Below are 20,662 nucleotides of genomic sequence, written 5' to 3' on the forward strand. Positions count from 1 at the left end.
TCTTTTTTCATGCGGTCGAACCGCCGCGCCCACCACCGAAACCCGCCGTGCACCGCCCCGACGAAGGAGACAGCTCATGGTCGCGACACGGACCGAAGGCATACCCGAACCGGCCGGCGTCCCCGAGGAGATGACCTTCGACGTCATCATTCTGGGCTCGGGACTGGCCGGCTCCGTGACGGGGACGATCCTGGCCCGGCACGGCGCGAAGGTCCTGCTGGTCGACGCGGCCGCGCACCCCCGCTTCGCCATCGGCGAGTCCATGACCCCGCAGCTCGTGGAGTGGATCCACATCCTCTCCGAACGGCACGGGATACCCGAGCTGAAGAGCCTCGCCAGCGTCCAGGCCTCCACCCGGGACATCGCCCCGACGTTCGGCACCAAGGCGCACTTCGGGTTCATGAAGCACGAGGTCGGCAAGGAACCCGACCCCCGGCATGCCACCCAGCTGGCGCTGCCGAAGATCTTCCACCAGAACAGCCACATGTTCCGCCAGGACAGCGACGCCTTCATGTTCCACGTGGCGATCAAGTACGGCTGCACGCCCCGCCAGAACTGGCGGGCGAGCGAGGTCGACTTCGACGACGAGGGCGTGACGGTCCTCGGCAGGAGCGCCGCCCCGAACGCCCAGCCCGAGCTGTACCGGGCGAAGTACCTGGTGGACGCCTCCGGGTTCCGCTCGCCGCTCGCCGACAAGCTCGACCTGCGGGAGAAGCCGGCCCGTTTCAAGCACCACTCCCGGTCGATGTTCACCCACTACGTCGGCATCAAGCGGTTCGACGACGTCAGCGGGCATCCGGCCGCGCTGCGCCCGCCGGCCGACTGGCACACCGGCACCATGCACCACCTCATCGAGCGCGGCTGGTTCTGGATCATTCCGTTCGACAATCACGAGAAGTCCCGGAATCCGCTGTGCAGCGTCGCACTGACCATCGACGAGCGCACCTATCCGAAACCCAAGGACCTGTCCCCGGAGCAGGAATTCCAGCTCTTCCTCGACAAATACCCGGCAGTCAAGCGGCAATTCGACGGCGCCACCCGAGTACGGGAATGGGTGTCCACCGACCGGCTGCAGTATTCCTCGAAGCAGACCGTCGGCGACCGCTGGTGCCTGATGTCGCACGCGGCCGGCTTCCTCGACCCGCTGTTCTCCCGCGGACTGTCCAACACGCTGGAAGTGGTGGACGCGCTGACCTCCCGGCTGGTGACCGCCCTCAAGGACGGCGACTTCTCGGCCGAGCGTTTCGAGTACGTCGAGCGGCTGGAGCAGGGTCTGCTCCAGTACAACGACGAGCTCGTGAACAGCTCGTTCATCTCCTTCTCCCACTTCCGGCTGTGGAACGCGGTCTTCCGGATCTGGGGTTCCTTCATCACCCCCGGCACCATGCGGCTGACCCGCGCCCGCCTCAAGCACCTGCGCGACGGCCGTCAGGAGCACTTCGACGAGCTGGAGAACGTGCCCCACCCGGGCCTGTGGTGGCCGCAGAGCGACTCCTTCAAGCAGTTGCTGGAGGCCACGGCGGAGACCTGCGAGAAGTACGAGGCGGGTGCGCTGACGGGTGACGAGGCCGCCGACATCGTCTTCAAGCTGATCGACGAGTCCCCGGTCGTCAACCCGGTCTTCGGCTGGAAGGACGAGAGTCGCCGCTTCATCTACCCCTCGACGATGACGATGGCCCGCTTCCTGTACTGGGCGTCCGCGCAGGCGCCGGCCGAGATGAACAGTGTCGGCCGGGAGTTCCTGCTCGGCATCGTCAAGGCCGGCGCCAAGGTCCGCAAGCTCCTCTGACCCGCGCAGCCACTTCGGACACCACCGAGAGCCACGACCCATGAGCCAGGAAGGGATGCCCATGTCCGCAGCAGCGCGGTCGCTGCCCCGCGCCCCCGAGCAGCACCGGCCCGTCGACCCACTGGGCCTGCGCCGTGTGTGCGGCCTGTTCACGACCGGCGTCACCGTGATCACCACCGGATCGGAGGGCGAGGCGGACGGCACGACCGTCAACTCCTTCACCTCGGTCTCCCTGGAGCCTCCGCTCGTCCTGTTCTGCCTGCACCGGCAGTCCCGGTTGCACACCCTGCTGACCGAGAGCGGCGGGTTCACCGTCAACTTCCTCTCCGGCCGCCAGCAGTCGCTGGCCCGGCACTTCGCCGAGCGGCGGCCGGACATGCTCGCGGGCGTTCCGCACCACTACACCGCGGACGGGCTGCCCGTGCTGAGCGAGGCACTGGCCCATCTGACCTGCACGACGGTCGACGTCCATACGGCCGGTGACCACGACATCGTCGTCGGCGAGGTGGTGGACCTGGGGGCACCGGAGCCGGGCCGGGAACCGCTGATCTTCTTCGACGGGTCACTGGGACCGCTGCGGACCGGCGCCAACCGGTTCCACCACGCGGCCCCGGACGCCCCGGCGACCGCCCGACAGGCGTCCTGACATGCGGAGGGTGCTCATCGCCAATCGTGGCGAAATCGCTGTCCGCGTGGCCCGGGCCTGCCGGGACGCCGGGATCGCGAGCGTGGCCGTCTACGCGGACCCGGACCGGGACGCATTGCATGTCCGCGCCGCTGATGAGGCGTTCGCCCTGGGTGGTGACACCCCCGCGACCAGCTATCTGGACATCGCCAAGGTCCTGAAAGCCGCGCGTGAGTCGGGCGCGGACGCCATCCACCCCGGCTACGGATTCCTCTCCGAGAACGCGGAGTTCGCGCAGGCGGTCCTGGACGCCGGACTGATCTGGATCGGCCCGCCCCCGCACGCCATCCGCGACCTGGGCGACAAGGTCGCGGCCCGCCACATCGCCCAGCGGGCCGGCGCCCCCCTGGTCGCCGGCACCCCCGACCCCGTCTCCGGCGCGGACGAGGTCGTCGCCTTCGCGAAGGAGTACGGCCTGCCCATCGCGATCAAGGCCGCCTTCGGCGGCGGCGGCCGCGGCCTGAAGGTCGCCCGCACCCTCGAAGAAGTCCCCGAGCTGTACGACTCCGCGGTCCGCGAGGCCGTGGCGGCCTTCGGCCGCGGAGAGTGCTTCGTCGAGCGCTACCTCGACAAGCCCCGCCACGTGGAGACCCAGTGCCTGGCCGACACCCACGGCAACGTGGTCGTCGTCTCCACCCGCGACTGCTCCCTGCAGCGCCGCCACCAGAAACTCGTCGAGGAAGCCCCCGCCCCCTTCCTCTCCGAGGCCCAGCTGGCGGAGCTGTACGCCTCCTCCAAGGCCATCCTGAAGGAGGCCGGCTACGTCGGCGCCGGCACGGTGGAGTTCCTCGTCGGAGCGGACGGCACGATCTCCTTCCTGGAGGTCAACACCCGCCTGCAGGTCGAACACCCCGTCACCGAGGAAGTCGCCGGCATCGACCTGGTCCGCGAGATGTTCCGCATCGCCGACGGCGAGGAACTCGGCTACGACGACCCCGCCCTGCGCGGCCACTCCTTCGAGTTCCGCATCAACGGCGAGGACCCCGGCCGCGGCTTCCTGCCCGCCCCCGGCACCGTCACCCGCTTCGAGGCCCCCACCGGCCCCGGCGTCCGCCTGGACGCCGGCGTCGAATCCGGCAGCGTGATCGGCCCGGCCTGGGACTCCCTGCTGGCGAAACTCATCGTCACCGGCCGCACCCGCAAGGAAGCCCTCCAGCGCGCCGCCCGCGCCCTGGACGAATTCACCGTCGAGGGCATGGCCACCGCCATCCCCTTCCACCGCACCGTCGTCCGCGATGCCGCGTTCGCCCCCGAGCTGACCGGCTCCACCGACCCCTTCACGGTCCACACCCGCTGGATCGAGACGGAGTTCGTCAACGACATCAAACCCTTCACCGCACCCGCCGACACCGAGACGGACGAGGACAACGGCCGCGAGACCGTCGTCGTCGAGGTCGGCGGCAAACGCCTGGAGGTCTCCCTCCCCTCCAGCCTGGGCATGTCCCTGGCCCGCACCGGCCTCGCCGCCGGCGCCCGCCCCAAACGCCGCGCGGCGAAGAAGTCCGGCCCCGCGGCCTCCGGCGACACCCTCGCCTCCCCCATGCAGGGCACCATCGTCAAACTCGCCGTCGAGGAAGGCCAGGAAGTCGCCGAGGGCGACCTGATCGTCGTCCTCGAAGCCATGAAGATGGAACAGCCCATCAACGCCCACAAGTCCGGCACCGTCAAGGGCCTGAGCGCCGAAGTCGGCGCCTCCCTCACCTCCGGCGCCCCCATCTGCGAAATCAAGGACTGACGGCCGTGGCAGCACTCAGCTACTCCGACGCCGTGAGCGAGGCACTGGAGCGTCTGCGTCCGGTCGGTTTCGAACACGGCAGAAGTTTCGTCAACCACGCTCCGATGGCCGCCGAGGCCCTCGCTCACATGGGGTACGCCGACGAGGTGCCGGCATGGGTCGAGCGGAACCTGCGCAGCCGCTCCTATCACGACGTGCCGGAGCGCCGCTGGCCCATCGACCCCGACGACCCCGCCGACTGGCGGGCCGCACTGGGTGACTTCTCCCGGGTGGCCGACTGGACGGCACTGTTCGAGCGGGAGCTGGCGCTGAGTCCGTGGACCCAGGTGCTGGCCCGCTGGTGGCCCCGGCTGCTGCCCGGCCTGTCCGCGGTGCTCACCCACGGGGTGATCCGGACCGCGCACGCGGTCCGGGCCGTGGCCGCCGCCTCCGGCGACAACCGGCTCCAGCTCGGCGAACTGGCCCAGGGCCTGGGCTACTGGGCCGCCCGCCACTCGACCCACGGCATCGTCGCCGACCCCGACGGCGTCCCCGGTCCCGACGGCCTGCCCGGTCCCGGCGCCGACGCGGGCCCGCACGCCCGCCACGAAGTGCCCGACGGACACCACGAGGTGACCGACGGACGCGACGAGGCCGCGCGGGCCCTGGACGCGCTCGTCGCCGAGTACGCCGGGATCTACGCCACCGTCTCCCAGCGCCACCCGGTCCCCCTGATCCACGCGGTCACCGGACCCGCCGCGGTGCGCCTGGTGGTCGGCCACCTGCCGCCCGCCCAGCGCCGCCCCTCGTACCTGACCGCGCGGGCCGTCAGCCGCACGATGCTCGACTGGTTCCACGCCACGCCCCGGCCCGCGGCACCGCTCCCGGCGGACACGGCCGCTCTGCCGGAGGTCTTCGCCAGGGCCGTGGAGATCGGCGACGAGCACACCATCAAGCTCGCCGAGGTCGCGGTGCGCCACGAGGCATTCGCGCCCGACCCCCGGCACGCGGCGGCCGCGGACACGGCGAACCGGGCCATCGGGCGCCTGTCCCGCTGATCCGCCCCACACCTGTTTCCCTGCCCCGCCCGCCCGGCGGGAGTTCCCGAGGAGTGTCATGGACGCACAAGTCATCGTCGTGGGCGCCGGGCCGGCCGGCATGATGCTCGCGGGCGAGCTGCGGCTCGCGGGCGTCGACGTCGTCGTACTGGAGAAGCTCGCCGCACGCACCGGGGAGTCCCGGGGCCTCGGCTTCACCGCACGCACCATGGAGGTCTTCGACCAGCGGGGCCTGCTGTCCCGCTTCGGGGACGTCGAGGTCAGCAACGTGGGCCACTTCGGCGGCCTGCCGGTGGACTTCGGCGTACTCGACGGCGCCCACCAGGCGGCCAAGAGCGTCCCCCAGTCGGTCACCGAGACCGTGCTGGAGGAGTGGTGCACCCGGCTCGGCGCCGACCTGCGGCGCCGCCACGAGGTGCGGTCCGTCACGGAGAAGGAGGACTGCGTCGAGGTCGAGGTGAACGGCCCCGACGGGGTCCAGCGGCTGCGCTGCGAGTACCTGGTCGGCTGCGACGGCGGCCGCTCGGTGATCCGCAAGAAGGCCGGCTTCGACTTCCCGGGCACGCCCTCGACCCTGGAGATGTACCTCGCCGACGTCAAGGGCGTGGACCTGCAGCCCCGGATGATCGGCGAGACCCTGGAAGGCGGCATGGTCATGGTCGGCCCGCTGCCCGGCGGGATCACCCGGCTGATCGTGTGCGAGCGCGGCACCCCGCCCAAGCGGCGCGAGCAGCCCCCGACCTGGGACGAGGTCTCGGCGGCCTGGCAGCGGCTGACCGGCGACGACATCTCGCACGCCGAGCCGGTGTGGCTGTCCGCCTTCGGCGACGGCACGCGGCAGGTCTCCGAGTACCGGCGCGGCAGGGTCTTCCTGGCCGGCGACTCCGCCCACATCCACCTCCCGGCCGGCGGCCAGGGCATGAACACCAGCATCCAGGACTCGGTGAACCTCGGCTGGAAGCTCGGCGCCGTGGTGCGCGGCCGGGCCCCCGAGTCCCTGCTCGACAGCTACCACGCCGAACGCCACCCGGTGGGGGAACGGCTGCTGATGAACACGCGGGCCCAGGGGCTGCTGTTCCTGTCCGGGCCCGAGGTGCAGCCGCTGCGCGACGTACTGACCGAACTGATCCGGTACCCCGAGGTCAGCCGGCACTTCGCGGCGATGGTCTCGGGACTGGAGATCCGCTACGACCTCGACGGCGGCTCCCACCCGCTGCTCGGCCGCCGACTGCCCGACGTGGAACTGAGCGGCCACAAGCTGCTGTCCCGCAGCACCGAGGCGCTGCGGGCCGGACGCGGTGTGCTGCTGGACCTCGCCGACAACGGCCGGCTGCGCGAGCGCGCCCGGCCCTGGCTGGACCGGATCGACGTCGTGACCGCCGCCCCCGTGCTGCCGGAGGGCAGCGTCCTGGCCCGCACCACCTCCGTACTGGTCCGCCCCGACGGCTACGTGGCCTGGGCGGCCCCCGGCAGTCACGCCGACCTGCCCATGGCCCTGGAGCGCTGGTTCGGACCGGCCCGCTGACCCGCCCGCCCCGCCTCACCCGCCCAGAGGAGAGACCATGCACAGCACGTTGATCGTCGCCCGGATGGACCCGGGCAGCAGCACCGAGGTCGCCCGGCTCTTCGGCGAGTTCGACGGCACCGAGATGCCCCACCTGATGGGCACCCGGCGCCGCCAGCTCTTCGCCTACCGCGGCCTCTACTTCCACCTTCAGGACTTCGACGGCGACAACGGCGGCGAACTGATCGAGCAGGCCAAGACCGACGACAGGTTCGTGCGGATCAGCGAGGACCTCAAGCCGTTCATCCAGGCGTACGACCCCGCCACCTGGCGCTCCCCCGCCGACGCGCTCGCCACCCGCTTCTACGACTGGGAGGGCCGGGCGTGAGCGCCAGACGAGTGGTCATCACGGGCGTCGGCGTCACCGCGCCCGGCGGGGTGGGCCGGAAGAACTTCTGGAGCCTGCTCAGCGAGGGCCGCACCGCCACCCGGGGGATCACCTTCTTCGACCCCTCCGCCTTCCGGTCCCGGGTCGCCGCCGAGATCGACTTCGACCCCGAGGAACACGGGCTGAGCCCCCAGGAGATCCGCCGGATGGACCGGGCGGCCCAGCTCGCGGTGGTCACCGCCCGCGAGGCACTCGCCGACAGCGGACTCGACCTGTCCGGCGCCGACCCGTACCGGGTCGGGGTCACCATCGGCAGCGCGGTCGGCGCGACCATGGGCCTCGACCAGGAGTACCGGGTCGTCAGCGACGGCGGCCGCCTCGACCTGGTGGACCACCGGTACGCGGTGCCGCACCTGTACAACTACCTGGTGCCCAGCTCCCTGGCCGCCGAGGTGGCCTGGGCGGCCGGCGCCGAGGGCCCGGCCACGGTCGTCTCCACCGGCTGCACCTCCGGGCTGGACTCCGTCGGTCACGCGGTGGAGCTGATCCGCGAGGGCTCGGCGTGCGCCGTGGTGGCCGGGGCCACCGACGCGCCCATCTCACCGATCACCCTCGCCTGCTTCGACGCGATCAAGGCCACCACCCCCCGCAACGACGACCCGGAACACGCCTCGCGGCCCTTCGACGGCACTCGCAACGGTTTCGTGCTCGGCGAGGGCTCGGCGGTGTTCGTGCTGGAGGAGCTGGAGGCCGCCCGGCGGCGCGGTGCGCACATCTACGCGGAGATCGCCGGCTACGCCTCGCGCTGCAACGCCTTCCACATGACGGGGCTGCGCCCGGACGGCGCCGAGATGGCCGAGGCCATCACGGTCGCGCTGGACGAGGCCCGGCTCAACCCCGAGGACGTCGACTACATCAACGCGCACGGTTCGGGCACCAAGCAGAACGACCGCCACGAGACCGCCGCCTTCAAGAAGAGCCTGGGCGACCACGCCTACCGGACCCCGGTCTCCTCCATCAAGTCCATGGTCGGACACTCGCTCGGCGCGATCGGCTCGATCGAGATCGCCGCCTCGGTCCTCGCCATGGAGCACGGTGTGGTGCCGCCGACGGCCAACCTGCACACCCCCGACCCCGAGTGCGACCTCGACTACGTGCCCCTGACGGCGCGGGAACACCGCACCGACGCGGTGCTGACCGTCGGCAGCGGGTTCGGCGGCTTCCAGAGCGCGATGGTGCTCGCCCGACCGGAGAGGAGCGCCGCATGAGCACGGCCATTCCGCGGACCGTGGTGACCGGGCTCGGCATCGCCGCGCCCAACGGCCTGGGCACGGCCGACTACTGGGCTGCCACCCGGGCCGGCAAGAGCGGCATCGCCCGCATCACCCGCTTCGACCCGTCCTCGTACCCGGCGCGGCTGGCCGGCGAGGTGCCCGGCTTCCACGCGGCCGACCACCTGCCCAACCGGCTGCTGGCGCAGACCGACCGGATGACCCGGCTCGCCCTGGTGGCGGCCGACTGGGCGCTGGCCGACGCGGGCGCCGTGCCGGCCGACCTGCCCGCCTACGACATGGGCGTCGTCACCGCGAGCAGCTCCGGCGGCTTCGAGTTCGGCCAGGGAGAGCTGCGCAACCTGTGGAGCCGGGGCAGCCAGTACGTCTCCGCCTACCAGTCCTTCGCCTGGTTCTACGCCGTCAACAGCGGTCAGATCTCCATCCGCAACGGCATGAAGGGCCCCAGCGGCGTCGTCGTCTCCGACCAGGCCGGCGGACTGGACGCGCTGGCGCACGCACGGCGGCAGATCCGCAAGGGCACCCGGCTGATCATGTCCGGGTCGATCGACGCCTCGATCTGCCCGTGGGGCTGGGTGGCACAGCTGGCCGGCGGCCGGCTGACCACCGAGCAGGAGCCCGAGCGGGCCTATCTGCCCTTCGACGCCGCGGCGAGCGGCCACGTGCCCGCCGAGGGCGGCGCGCTGCTCGTCCTGGAGTCGGAACGGTCGGCCGCCGAGCGCGGTGCCCGGGTGTACGGCGAGATCGCCGGCTACGGGGCCACGTTCGACCCCGCCCCCGGCAGCGGCCGGCCGCCGGGCCTGCGCAAGGCGATCGAGATCGCCCTCGCCGACGCGGGCGTGGACGCGGGCGACGTCGACGTCGTCTTCGCGGACGCGGCCGCGGTGCCGGAGCTGGACCGGGCGGAGGCGGACGCGCTCAACGCGGTCTTCGGGCCGCACGGCGTGCCGGTCACCGCGCCCAAGACGATGACCGGCCGCCTCTACTCGGGCGCAGCCCCGCTGGACGTGGCGACCGCCCTGCTGGCGGCCCGGGACGGGCTCGTCCCCGCCACCACCAACGTCGACCCGGACACCTCCTACGACCTCGACCTGGTCACCGATCCGCGCCCCGCCGACCTCCACACCGCCCTGGTCCTCGCCCGGGGCGAGTGCGGCTTCAACTCGGCCCTGGTGGTCCGTACCCCCTGACCTCCCGCCCCACGAGCACGGCCGGCCGCCGCCGGACGCCGCCCGGCCTCCCCTCCACCCGGCCGGCGCACGCCCCCGCCCCGGCGGGGCCGGCCGCCCGTGCCCCCCCCCAACGCGCCCGCCGCCCGGTTCTTCATCCGCGTCCCCCACGCCGGACCGGGCGGCGGGCGTCCGTCCGTCCGCGTCCCCGGGGCCCGCCCGGGCGCGGAGCACCGACAGAGAGGACCCACCCATGCCCACGCAGTCCTTCACCCTCGACGACCTCCGGCGCGTCCTGCTGGAGGCCGCCGGCGCCGACGAGAACGTGGATCTCGACGGCGACATCCTCGACACCGACTTCGAGGAGCTGAGCTACGAGTCCCTGGCCATCCTCGAGACCTGCGGCCGCATAGAGCGGGAGTACGGCATCTCGCTCGACGACTCCGTGGTGACCGAGGCGAAGACGCCCCGCGCCCTGCTGAGCCTGGTCAACACCCAGCTCGCCGGCCTGCCCACCGCCGCCTGATCCCCGTCCGGGCTTCCCACTGCCCGCCGCGTCCGGGCCCCCGGCCGGTCCCGGCCCGGCCGCGGCGGCACCGGACGCGGCCGTCCACCCAGCACCCACAAGGGAGTACCAGTCATGTCCGACAAGCATCAGCGGGTCGCCCTCGTCTCCGGGGCCACCAGCGGCATCGGCCGCGCCGCCGCGCGGCTGCTGGCCGAGCAGGGGCACCGGGTCTTCATCGGCTCCCGCGATCCCGAGAACGTCAGCACCACCGTCAAGGAACTGCGCGCCGAGGGGCTGGAGGTCGACGGCTCCGTCCTGGACGTCCGCTCGGCGCTGTCCATCGAGACCTTCGTCCAGGCCGCCGTGGACCGCTACGGCACCGTGGACGTCCTGGTCAACAACGCGGGCCGGTCCGGCGGCGGCGTCACCGCCGACATCGACGACGAGCTCTGGTACGACGTCGTCGAGACCAACCTGAACAGCGTCTTCCGGCTGACCCGCGCCGTGCTCACCACCGGCGGCATGCGCGGCAAGGACCGCGGCCGGATCATCAACATCGCCTCCACCGCCGGAAAGCAGGGCGTGGTCCTCGGAGCCCCCTACTCCGCCTCCAAGCACGGGGTGGTCGGTTTCACCAAGGCCCTCGGCAACGAACTGGCCCCCACCGGCATCACCGTCAACGCCGTCTGCCCCGGCTACGTGGAGACGCCGATGGCGCAGCGCGTGCGCGCCGGATACGCGGCCGCCTACGACACCACCGAGGACGCCATCCTCGACAAGTTCACCGCGAAGATCCCGCTCGGGCGCTACTCCACGGCCGAGGAGGTCGCCGGCCTCGTCGGCTACCTCGCCTCGGACACCGCCGCGTCCATCACCGCACAGGCCCTGAACGTCTGCGGCGGCCTCGGCAACTTCTGACCCGGCCACCACCGCCCACCCCGACGAGGAGATCCCCCATGTCCGCATCCGAGCCACGGGAAGTCGAGCACGAGATCACGGTCTCGGCCCCGGCCGACGACGTCTACCGGCTGATCGCCGACGTGACGAACTGGCCGCGCGTCTTCCCGCCGACCATCTACGTCGACCACCTGGAGCGCTCCGGCGACGAGGAACTCATCAGGATCTGGGCCACCGCCAACGGCGAGGCCAAGAACTGGACCTCGCGCCGGGTCCTGGACCCCGGGAACCTGCGGATCACCTTCCGGCAGCAGGTCTCCACGCCCCCGGTCGCCACCATGGGCGGAACCTGGATCGTGGAGCCGGCCGGCGAAGGCACCGCGCGCGTCCGGCTGCTCCACGACTACACGGCCGTCGACGACGACCCCGCCGGCCTGGCCTGGATCGAGGAGGCCGTCGACCGCAACTCCCGCTCGGAGCTGGCGGCGCTGAAGACCAACGTCGAACTCGCCACCGCCTCCGAGGAACTGACCTTCTCCTTCGAGGACACCGTCGCCTTCGAGGGCTCCGCCAAGGACGCCTACGACTTCGTCAACGAGGCCGACCGGTGGGCCGAGCGGCTGCCGCACGTGGCGACCGTGCGCCTCACCGAGGACACCCCCGGCCTGCAGACCCTGGAGATGGACACCCGGGCCAAGGACGGCTCCACCCACACCACCCGGTCCTACCGGGTGTGCCTGGAGGGCCGGAAGATCGCCTACAAGCAGACCACGCTGCCGGCCCTGATGAGCCTGCACACCGGCTACTGGACCTTCCGCGACACGGACACCGGCGCCACCGCGTCCTCGCAGCACACCGTCGTTCTGCGTCCCGAGAACATCGAGCGGATCCTGGGCCCGGAGGCGGGGGTCGCCGAGGCCCGCGAGTACGTGCGCACCGCGCTGAGCACCAACAGCCGGGCCACGCTGGGCCATGCCCGGGACTACGCCGAGGCGAGGCGCTGACCCGTGTCCGGTGCCGACGTTTCCGGCGCAGCCGATCCGCAGGTCGTCGTCGTCGGCGCCGGCCCGGTCGGGCTGATGCTCGCCGGGGAGCTGCGGCTCGGCGGCGTCGAGGTGACCGTGCTGGAACGGCTGGACACCCCGACCACCGAGTCCCGCGCCTCCACGCTGCACGCGCGGACCATGGAGATCCTCGGGCAGCGCGGTCTGCTGGACGCCCCCGGCGGCTTCGCGGACCCGCTCCCGCCGTGCGAGCCCAGGGGCCACTTCGGCGGCCTCCCCCTGGACCTGACACTGCCCAGCTCCCACCCGGGCCAGTGGAAGGTCCCGCAGGTGCGCACCGAGGCGATCCTCGGTGCGTGGGCGGAGCGTCTCGGGGCGCGCGTGCTGCGCGGCCACCGCGTCGTCTCCGTCGAGCAGGACGCGGACGGGGTACGGGTGGTGGCCGAACACGCGGGCCGGCGCACCGCGTTCACCGCCCGCTACGCCGTGGGCTGCGACGGAGAGCGGTCGGCCGTGCGACACCTGGCCGGCATCGGCTTCCCCGGGAGTGACGCCGAACGGGAGCTGCTGCGCGCCGACGTCGACGGCGTCGAGATCCCCGACCGTCGCTTCCAGCGGCTGCCGAAGGGGCTGGCGATCGCGGCACGGCGCGGCGACGGAGTCACCCGCGTGATGGTCCACCGCTTCGGCACCCCGCCGCGCAGCGCCGGGGAACCGGACTTCGCGGACGTCGTCGCGGCCTGGCGGGACGTCACCGGCGAGGACCTCTCCGGGGGCACCCCGCTGTGGGTGAACTCCTTCGGGGACGCCTCCCGGCAGGCCGAGCACTACCGCCGGGGGCGGATCCTGCTGGCCGGGGACGCCGCCCACCAGCAGATGCCGATCGGCGGCCAGGCGCTCAACCTGGGCCTCCAGGACGCGGTCAACCTGGGCTGGAAACTCGCGGCCACCGTCCGGGGCCGGGCCCCCGAAGGCCTCCTGGACACGTACCACGACGAGCGGCACGCGGTGGGCCGGCGCGTGCTGTCCACCATCCGCGCGCAGGCCCGGCTGCTGCTCGGCGGTCCCGAAGTGGAAGCCCTGCGCTCGGTGATCGGCGAACTCGTCCCGTACGAACCGGTCCGGACGCACCTGGCCGGGCTGATCAGCGGTCTCGACGTCCGCTACGGCGCGCCCGAGGACCCGGCCCCGGTCGGCGCGCGGCTGCCCGGCCCGCCGCCCGGCGACCACGGCACCGCGCGGGAGGCCCTGCGCCGGGCCCGCGGGGTGCTCCTCGTGGCCGAGGGCGACGGGGAGCCGCGCGAGGCCCTCGTACGCGCCGCACGCCCGTTCGCGGGCGCCGTCGACACCGTGACCGTCCCGCCGGACGGGGACGGCCCGCTGCGGGAGGCCGCCGCCGTCCTCGTCCGCCCCGACGGCCACATCGCCTGGGCGGGCGACGCGCCGGACGGCCTGCGGACGGCGCTCGCCCGCTGGTTCGCCCCCGGCCCGCAGCCAGGCCCGGAGCCCGGGACGGCACCCGACGGCGACGGACACGCCGGCGGACGGCATCCCACGCGCCGTCCCGCCGCACGACACCGAGCCGCACACCAAGCCGCACGACCTCACGGCAGGAGAGAGAACATGGGCAGTCTGACCGGACGCACGGCGCTCGTCACGGGCGCCAGCCGGGGCATGGGACGGGCCACCGCCGAGCGGCTGGCCCGCGACGGCGCCCTCGTCGCCGTGCACTACGGCACCAACGAGGACGCGGCCGCCGAGGTCGTCGACGGCATCGAGCGGGACGGCGGGCGGGCCTTCGCCGTACGGGCCGAACTCGGCGCCCCCGGCGACGTGCACGAGCTGTTCCTCGCCCTCGAGGAGGGCCTGAAGGAGCGCACCGGCTCCACCGAACTGGACATCCTGGTCAACAACGCCGGGGTGATGGGCGGCGTCAAGCCCGAGGACACCACGCCGGAGCAGTTCGACCGGATCATCGCCGTGAACGCCAGGGCGCCGTTCTTCATCATCCAGCGCGCCCTCGCCAACATGCCCGACGGCGGCCGGATCGTGAACATCTCCTCCGGGCTGACCCGGTTCGCCAACCCCGACGAGATCGCCTACGCGATGAGCAAGGGCGCCGTCGAGCAGCTCGCGCTGCACTACGCGAAGGCGCTCGGCCCGCGCCGCATCACGGTGAACAGCGTCGCCCCGGGCATCACCCGCAACGGCAACCCGCTGTTCGACGTCCCCGAGGCGGTCGAGGCGATGGCCGCGCTGTCCGCCTTCAACCGGGTCGGCGAACCGCAGGACGTCGCCGACGTCGTCGCCTTCCTGGTCTCCGACGACGCCCGCTGGATCACCGGCTCCTTCGTGGACGCCAGCGGCGGCACCCTGCTGGGCTGACGAGGTGACCAGGACCGTTCCCGGGCCGGTGGCCGACGCCGGGGAAGGACGGTGGAGCCCCCGGCTGTGGGGGCTGCTGCTGGTCCTCGCCGGCAACATGCTCATCGACGCGCTCGAGGTGTCCGTGGCGGTCGTGGCGCTGCCGTCCATCGGCACGGACCTCGGGCTGCCCCTGACCGGCGCGCAGTGGGCGATGACCGGCTTCGCCGCCGGTTTCGGCGCCCTCATGCTCTTCGGCACCCGGCTGGTGGCCCTGCTGGGCCGCCGCCGGGTCTACCTGGTGGCCCTCCTCGGGTTCGCCGCCGCCTCCCTGCTCAGCGCCTTCGCCCAGGGACCCGCGCTGCTCGTCGCGACCCGGCTCGTCAAGGGGTTCTGCGCCGCGCTGACGGCTCCCACGGGGCTGGCCATCATCTCCACCGCCTTCCCCGAGGGCCGTCCGCGCAGCCGTGCGGTGTCGGTCTACACCCTCTTCGGCGCCGGCGGGTTCACCGCGGGCCTGCTGCTGTCCGGCTGGCTGAGCACGTACAGCTGGCGGCTGGCCTTCGCCTTCCCGGCCCCCGTCGTCCTGCTGCTCTTCGCCGCCGCGCTGCGCCTGGTGCCCGGCGGCGACGGCCCGCCGGACGGCCGCCCTGCCACGCCCCGGCACTACGGCGTGGGGAGCGCGGCCGCCCTCACGGGCGCGCTGCTCGCCCTCGTGCACGGCGTCACCGTGCTGCCCGGGCACGGCTGGAGCGACCCGCGCTTCCTCGGGTCCGTGGCGGCGGCGGTCCTGCTGCTGGCGTGGTTCCGGGCGCTGGAACGCGCCGCACCGGTCCCGCTGCTGCCGGTCCGGCTGCTGCGCGGCGGGGCCCTGCTGCGGTCGGCCCTCGGCGCGGCCTGCCTCAACGGCTCCTATCTCGGGCTGCTGTTCGTCCTCACGTACCAGACGCAGACCCTCGCCGGCTGGTCACCACCGGTCGCGGCCGCGGCCCTGCTGCCGGCCGCCGTGCCGCCGGCGCTCACCGCGCTCGCCTCGGGGCGGCTGATCGCCCGGTTCGGCGCGCCGCGCCTGGTCGCGGCCGGTGCCGCCAGCGCGTTCGCCGGCTGCCTGCTGCAACTGCGGTCCGGCTGGCCGCTGGACTACACGGGGCGGCTGCTGCCGACGCTGCTGCTGGTGGGGCTGGGCTTCGTGCTGTCCTTCGCCGCGCTCAACGTGCAGGCCACCTCCCAGCTGGCGCCCGCCGACCGCGGTGCGGGCAGCGGGCTCTACCAGACCGCCGTACAGCTCGCCGCGGTCCTCGCGGTCGCGCTGGTCGCGGCGCTGCTCGCCGGTGCGGGCGGGGACGGCGGGCCCGCTGCGCGGCTCGCCGCCTGCCGCCCGGCGCTGGTCCTGGTGGCCGCGCTCGGCGGTCTCGGCCTGTTCACCGCGCTCTTCGGACTGGCCCGTCCGGGCGCCGCGGACCGCACGGCCGCGCCCCGCACCTGACGAGCACTCCTTCCCCTCCACCACCCACTCCACGACGGGGGCGATCATGGATCTGACAACGAAGAACTGGGTCTTCGACGACCTCGACGACCTGGACGACCTCGACTACGAGTTCGCACGGGACCACGTCGCCGAGCCGGAACCACCCGACCTGGCCCACCTCGCCGCGTGCGACCCGGCCGAGCGCACCCGCCTCATCGACGCCTACGTACGGGGCGAGCTGGCCCGCGTGCTGCGCGTGCCCCCGGACACGATCGACACCGTGGGGCGCCCCATGAACAGCCTGGGCATCGGGTCCATCAACGGCCTGGAACTGCAACGCCGCATGGAGGCCGTGCTGCGGGTCGACGTCAATCTCAACCGGCTGCTGCGGGCCAACAGCGCCGCCGAGCTGATCGACTGCCTGGCCGGGCAGCTCGGCCCCGGGGACAGCCTCCACAAGCACGACGGGCGCGGCGACCACCTCGTCGCGCACGACGTGCTGGGCACACCGTGATAGGACAGCTCGCGCACCGGCCGGACGCGGCCGGCGCGCCGCGGCTGCCGCTGCCCGGGCACCTCGACGTGTGGCTGGTGCGCCGCCCCCGGCTGGACACGGCGGCCGGGACGCTGGCTCTGGACGAGCTGAGCGAGCCGGAACGCCGGCGCACCGCCTCCTTCGTCCGCCCCGCCGACGGGGTCACGTACGCGTCCGCGCACATCGCGCTGCGCCGGCTGCTCGGCGCCTACCTGGGGATGCCGGCGGCGGACGTCCCGTTCGTGCGCGAGCCCTGCCCCGGGTGCGCCGGACCGCACGGCAGACCGGCCGTCCGCCACCCCGACCCGCCGCTGCACTTCTCCCTGGCGCACAGCCACGGGATGGCCGTGGTGGCCGTCTCCCGTGCCGTGCTCGGCGTGGACGTGGAGCGGCTGCCGCGGGCCGAGACCGTCGAGGTGTGCGCCGCGGCGCTGCACCCCGGCGAGCAGATCGAGCTGGCCCGGCTGGGCGCCGAGGAGCGGCGCCTGGCCTTCGGCCGGATCTGGACCCGCAAGGAGGCCTACCTCAAAGCGCTGGGCACCGGCCTGTCCCGCGACCCCGCCCGGGACTACCTGGGCGCCGACCCGGGCCGCCGGCCGGCCGGCTGGGCGCTGCTCGACCTGGCGTCCGGTCCCCGGCACAACGCCGCCGTCGCCGTGCGCGGCGCGCCGCCCGAACGGGTCGCCGTGCGCTGGCTGCCGCCCACCGCGACACACCTCGACGGGTCGGTGGACCTGGCCGCCGGCGGTGTGACCACCCGCGTATCCGACTGGGGAGCGTGACACGACGATGACGACCGACCAGAGAACCGACCAGACGACCGAACGACAACCCCTGCACCGGCGCGAGCACCGGGGCCAGTGGAGCGCCGAGGAACGCATCGAGGAACTCGGCCTGATCAAACAGGCCGCCCGGCACGGCGACCCGACGGCCACCGAACGGCAGCACGCCAAGGGAAAGCTCACCGCCCACGAGCGAATCGAACTCCTGCTCGACGAGGGGTCGTTCACCGAGATCGAGATGCTGCGCCGGCACCGGGCCACCGGTTTCGGGCTGGAGAAGAAGCGCCCCTACACCGATGGAGTGATCACCGGTTGGGGCACCGTCCACGGACGCACGGTCTTCGTGTACGCCCACGACTTCCGGGTGTTCGGCGGCGCCCTCGGCGAAGCCCACGCACTGAAGATCCACAAGATCATGGACATGGCCGTCGCGGCCGGCGCGCCCCTGGTGTCGCTCAACGACGGGGCGGGCGCCCGCATCCAGGAGGGCGTCTCGGCGCTCGCCGGCTACGGCGGCATCTTCCAGCGCAACACCAAGGCGTCCGGCGTGATCCCGCAGATCAGCGTGATGCTCGGGCCGTGCGCCGGCGGCGCCGCCTACTCACCGGCACTGACCGACTTCGTCTTCATGGTCCGCGACATCGCGCAGATGTTCATCACCGGGCCGGACGTGGTGAAGGCGGTGACGGGCGAGGAGATCAGCCAGGACGCCCTCGGCGGCGCCGACGTCCACGCCACCTCCTCCGGCGTCGCCCACTTCGCCTACGACGACGTGCGCACCTGCCTGGAGGACGTGCGCCACCTGCTGTCCCTGCTGCCCTCCAACAACCGCGAACTGCCACCGGCCGCGCCCGGCTCCGACCCGGCCGGACGGCGCACCGACCGGCTGCTGGAGATCGTCCCCGACGACCCCGGCCGGGTCTACGACATCCGCGCCGTCATCGAGGAGATCGTGGACGACGGCGACTACTTCGAGGTGCACCCCGGCTGGGCGACCAACATGGTGTGCGCCCTGTCCCGGCTCGACGGCGAGGTCGTGGGCATCGTCGCCAACCAGCCCACCTCGTACGCCGGCGTCCTGGACATCGACGCGAGCGAGAAGGCCGCGCGGTTCGTGCAGTTCTGCGACGCCTTCAACATCCCGCTGGTGACGCTGATCGACGTCCCTGGCTTCCTGCCCGGCGTCGACCAGGAGCACAACGGCATCATCCGGCGCGGCGCCAAGCTGCTGTACGCGTACTGCAACGCCACCGTGCCGCGCATCTCCCTCGTGCTGCGCAAGGCGTACGGCGGCGCGTACATCGTGATGGACTCCCGCTCCATCGGCTCCGACCTGGCGCTGGCCTGGCCCTCCAACGAGATCGCGGTGATGGGCGCCGAGGGCGCCGCGGGCGTCATCTTCCGCCGGGAGATCGCCGCGTCGGACGACCCCGAGAGCACCCGCGCCCAGAAGATCAAGGAGTACCAGGCGGAGCTGATGCACCCGTACTACGCCGCGGAACGGGGCCTCATCGACGACGTGATCGACCCGCGGGACACGCGGCGCGCCCTCACCGGCGCCCTGGCGATGCTGCGCGGCAAACAGGCGGACCTGCCGTGCCGCAAACACGGCAACCCCCCGCAGTGAACGGCGCGGACGGCGCCGACGGAACCGCGGTCGTGCGGATTCTGCGGGGCCGGCCCACCGCCGACGACATCGCCGCCCTCACGGCCGTCCTCCTCGCCCGCGCCGCCGCCCTCGGCGCCGCCCCGTCCGGCCCGGCCCGCCCCCGGCCGACCGCGGGCTGGCGCCGGCCGGAACGCGTCGCCGTGCACCGCGATCCCCGGGGCTGGCACACCGCCGGCGGCCCGCACGGCCGCACACCCACCGGAAAGGACCTCTCCCCATGACCCGCCCACCCTCCGGCCCCGCCGCCGACCCGGACACGGTCACCCTCGCCCGGGCCGAGTTCGACGCCCTGCGCGCCCAGGTGCGGGCACTGAGCGACCGCACGGAGATCGCCGAACTGGTCGACCGCTACGTCACCCTGCTGGACACCCAGGACGAGCACGGTTTCGACGACGGCTGGCCGGCCGGGGTCTTCACCGAGGACTGCCTGCTGGAGTTCCCCGTCGGCACGCTGGAAGGACGGGAGGGCGCGGCCGCCTTCCACTTCGACCGCAAGTCCCGGTTCGCCCGGACCCATCACCTGGCGTCCAACTACGGCATCACCACGGACGGAGACACGGCCCGGATCCGCGTCCACCTCGTCGCCTCGCACGTGCACCACGAGGACGGCCCCGACCCCGGCGGCCGCTTCGACATCGGCGGACACAGCGAGGCCGAGGCGGTACGCACCCCGGACGGCTGGCGGATCCACCGCTGGCGGTTCCACCTGACGTGGTCGGACGGGGCCGGCCCGCGCCCCGGCCCCGAGGCGCGCGCCCTGCGCACCTCCCAGCCACGCCCCCGCACCTGACCGACCGACACCGACGAAAGGACACCACCGTGCCGGGCAACCCCGTCACCCTCGACACCGACGCCCTGCGGGGCCTCCACGGCGCGGCCCGCGTGCGGGCCTTCGAGACGTTCCTGTGCCGCAGCCTGGCACCCCACCTCCACGTCCCGCCGGCCCACCGGGTCTCCCTGACCCGGCCGCTGTACGCCCAGGGCATCGACTCGCTGACCGCGCTCGCCCTCCAGCGCACCCTGGAGTCGGCGCTGGGAGTCCCCGTCCCCTCGCACCACCTGCTGCGGGAACAGACCGTCGGGGAACTCGCCGCCGTCCTCAGCACCACGACGGAGCAGGAGACGTCCGAGGAGGCCACCGCCTGATCACCGGCCACCGGACGGCGGCCCTGTGAGTAAAGTCTCAGAACCCGGGAGCGCTCTCCCACGCTTCCCGGCGCACAGCAGAACGGGGCGGCATCTTCGCGATGCCGCCCCGTCTTTTGCGTGTCCAGAGCATCTGACATGCTCCGTGGTGCGCGAGGGGGGAGTTGAACCCCCACGCCCTTGCGGGCACTGGAACCTGAATCCAGCGCGTCTGCCTATTCCGCCACCCGCGCATTGGGTGTGTCTTCCGGGCCTTTCCTTGCGGTCCGGCGCCTTCCGACACGAGAACATTAGCACGCTGGAAGGGGTCGATTCACATCCCTTTCCCCGGGCGGACCGGTGCGGACCGGGGCGCCCGCCCTCCTTCGGGCACTCGTCCCCGTCCGTGGCCGTTCACGTATCAACCTCGTACCGGTCCGGCCCGTCTCCCCAGGAGCCGGTAGGGGACCGCGGTCAGGTGCGGGACACTGGTCTGCGGCCGCCTCTACGATCCTGGGCATGAGTACCTGAGGGAGCACACCCGAAGGGCCCGCGGGAGTTCGAAGAAGAGCTCCGGCGGGAACGCGGGAACTCCGAGAGGCGTCGACACCCGTCGACCGGGCCGACAGGGGGAACCAGCCGATCGACCGGCGCGTGGATACGATCAGTAAGCAGTACCAGGTGGGCAGTGCGCGCACGCACCGCACGACG

Annotated in this window: 19 protein-coding genes and 1 tRNA gene; 19 read left to right on the forward strand and 1 reads right to left on the reverse strand. The window is 73.0% G+C overall.

Annotated features, from left to right (window positions below):
- The first annotated feature begins 76 nt into the window (after window positions 1-76).
- The 19 genes from NI25_RS19020 to NI25_RS19110 all read left to right on the forward strand — a co-directional run bounded on the left by NI25_RS19020 (window position 77) and on the right by NI25_RS19110 (window position 19,972).
- The gene (locus NI25_RS19020; protein ID WP_061443591.1) at window positions 77-1,789 is read left to right on the forward strand and encodes an NAD(P)/FAD-dependent oxidoreductase; all 1,713 of its coding nucleotides are present in this window, start codon (window positions 77-79) and stop codon (window positions 1,787-1,789) included.
- Window positions 1,790-1,850: 61 nt separating this feature from the next.
- On the forward strand, window positions 1,851-2,435 hold the full coding sequence (locus tag NI25_RS19025; protein ID WP_061443592.1) for a flavin reductase family protein: 585 nt from the start codon (window positions 1,851-1,853) through the stop codon (window positions 2,433-2,435).
- A 1-nt stretch (window position 2,436) separates the two neighbouring features.
- Window positions 2,437-4,209 (forward strand): acetyl/propionyl/methylcrotonyl-CoA carboxylase subunit alpha, encoded by a 1,773-nt coding sequence (locus NI25_RS19030; protein WP_061443593.1) that lies wholly within the window; start codon window positions 2,437-2,439, stop codon window positions 4,207-4,209.
- A gap of 5 nt (window positions 4,210-4,214) precedes the next feature.
- Window positions 4,215-5,246 (forward strand): questin oxidase family protein, encoded by a 1,032-nt coding sequence (locus tag NI25_RS19035; protein ID WP_061443594.1) that lies wholly within the window; start codon window positions 4,215-4,217, stop codon window positions 5,244-5,246.
- A gap of 58 nt (window positions 5,247-5,304) precedes the next feature.
- The gene (locus NI25_RS19040) at window positions 5,305-6,771 is read left to right on the forward strand and encodes an FAD-dependent monooxygenase (RefSeq protein WP_061443595.1); all 1,467 of its coding nucleotides are present in this window, start codon (window positions 5,305-5,307) and stop codon (window positions 6,769-6,771) included.
- Between the two features lie 37 nt (window positions 6,772-6,808).
- Entirely contained in the window at window positions 6,809-7,138 is a 330-nt protein-coding gene (locus tag NI25_RS19045; protein ID WP_061443596.1) for a TcmI family type II polyketide cyclase, read from the forward strand.
- Window positions 7,135-8,406, forward strand: coding sequence for a beta-ketoacyl-[acyl-carrier-protein] synthase family protein (locus tag NI25_RS19050; protein ID WP_061443597.1), 1,272 nt, complete (start codon window positions 7,135-7,137; stop codon window positions 8,404-8,406). The genes NI25_RS19045 and NI25_RS19050 overlap by 4 nt, the downstream gene beginning before the upstream one ends.
- The gene (locus tag NI25_RS19055; RefSeq protein ID WP_061443598.1) at window positions 8,403-9,620 is read left to right on the forward strand and encodes a ketosynthase chain-length factor; all 1,218 of its coding nucleotides are present in this window, start codon (window positions 8,403-8,405) and stop codon (window positions 9,618-9,620) included. Before NI25_RS19050 ends, NI25_RS19055 begins: the two co-directional genes overlap by 4 nt.
- Window positions 9,621-9,852: 232 nt before the next feature.
- Window positions 9,853-10,125, forward strand: a complete 273-nt coding sequence (locus NI25_RS19060; RefSeq protein WP_061443599.1) for an acyl carrier protein — start codon at window positions 9,853-9,855, stop codon at window positions 10,123-10,125.
- Between the two features lie 114 nt (window positions 10,126-10,239).
- On the forward strand, window positions 10,240-11,025 hold the full coding sequence (fabG, locus tag NI25_RS19065) for a 3-oxoacyl-ACP reductase FabG (protein ID WP_061443600.1): 786 nt from the start codon (window positions 10,240-10,242) through the stop codon (window positions 11,023-11,025).
- A 38-nt stretch (window positions 11,026-11,063) separates the two neighbouring features.
- Window positions 11,064-12,008 carry an aromatase/cyclase gene (locus tag NI25_RS19070; RefSeq protein WP_061443601.1) on the forward strand — a complete coding sequence of 315 codons (945 nt, stop codon included), beginning with the start codon at window positions 11,064-11,066 and terminating at the stop codon, window positions 12,006-12,008.
- A gap of 75 nt (window positions 12,009-12,083) precedes the next feature.
- Window positions 12,084-14,393: an SDR family oxidoreductase gene (locus NI25_RS19075; RefSeq protein WP_061446988.1), complete on the forward strand. Its 2,310-nt coding sequence runs from the start codon at window positions 12,084-12,086 to the stop codon at window positions 14,391-14,393.
- A 4-nt stretch (window positions 14,394-14,397) separates the two neighbouring features.
- Entirely contained in the window at window positions 14,398-15,858 is a 1,461-nt protein-coding gene (locus NI25_RS19080) for an MFS transporter (protein WP_061443602.1), read from the forward strand.
- Between the two features lie 46 nt (window positions 15,859-15,904).
- Window positions 15,905-16,354 carry an acyl carrier protein gene (locus NI25_RS19085; protein WP_061443603.1) on the forward strand — a complete coding sequence of 150 codons (450 nt, stop codon included), beginning with the start codon at window positions 15,905-15,907 and terminating at the stop codon, window positions 16,352-16,354.
- Window positions 16,351-17,157, forward strand: a complete 807-nt coding sequence (locus tag NI25_RS19090; protein WP_078884662.1) for a 4'-phosphopantetheinyl transferase family protein — start codon at window positions 16,351-16,353, stop codon at window positions 17,155-17,157. Before NI25_RS19085 ends, NI25_RS19090 begins: the two co-directional genes overlap by 4 nt.
- A gap of 7 nt (window positions 17,158-17,164) precedes the next feature.
- The gene (locus NI25_RS19095; protein WP_061443604.1) at window positions 17,165-18,784 is read left to right on the forward strand and encodes an acyl-CoA carboxylase subunit beta; all 1,620 of its coding nucleotides are present in this window, start codon (window positions 17,165-17,167) and stop codon (window positions 18,782-18,784) included.
- 32 nt (window positions 18,785-18,816) lie between these two features.
- Window positions 18,817-19,047 (forward strand): acyl-CoA carboxylase epsilon subunit, encoded by a 231-nt coding sequence (locus NI25_RS19100; protein ID WP_228951463.1) that lies wholly within the window; start codon window positions 18,817-18,819, stop codon window positions 19,045-19,047.
- Window positions 19,044-19,616, forward strand: a complete 573-nt coding sequence (locus NI25_RS19105; protein ID WP_061443606.1) for a nuclear transport factor 2 family protein — start codon at window positions 19,044-19,046, stop codon at window positions 19,614-19,616. Before NI25_RS19100 ends, NI25_RS19105 begins: the two co-directional genes overlap by 4 nt.
- Before the next feature lie 29 nt (window positions 19,617-19,645).
- Entirely contained in the window at window positions 19,646-19,972 is a 327-nt protein-coding gene (locus NI25_RS19110; protein ID WP_061443607.1) for an acyl carrier protein, read from the forward strand.
- A gap of 146 nt (window positions 19,973-20,118) precedes the next feature.
- On the opposite strand, the gene NI25_RS19115 is transcribed toward NI25_RS19110, so the two are convergent.
- Window positions 20,119-20,205, reverse strand: a tRNA-Leu gene (locus NI25_RS19115).
- Window positions 20,206-20,662 lie beyond the last annotated feature (457 nt).

It is taken from the genome of Streptomyces sp. CCM_MD2014 (assembly GCF_000772045.1).
GTDB lineage: Bacteria > Actinomycetota > Actinomycetes > Streptomycetales > Streptomycetaceae > Streptomyces > Streptomyces salinarius.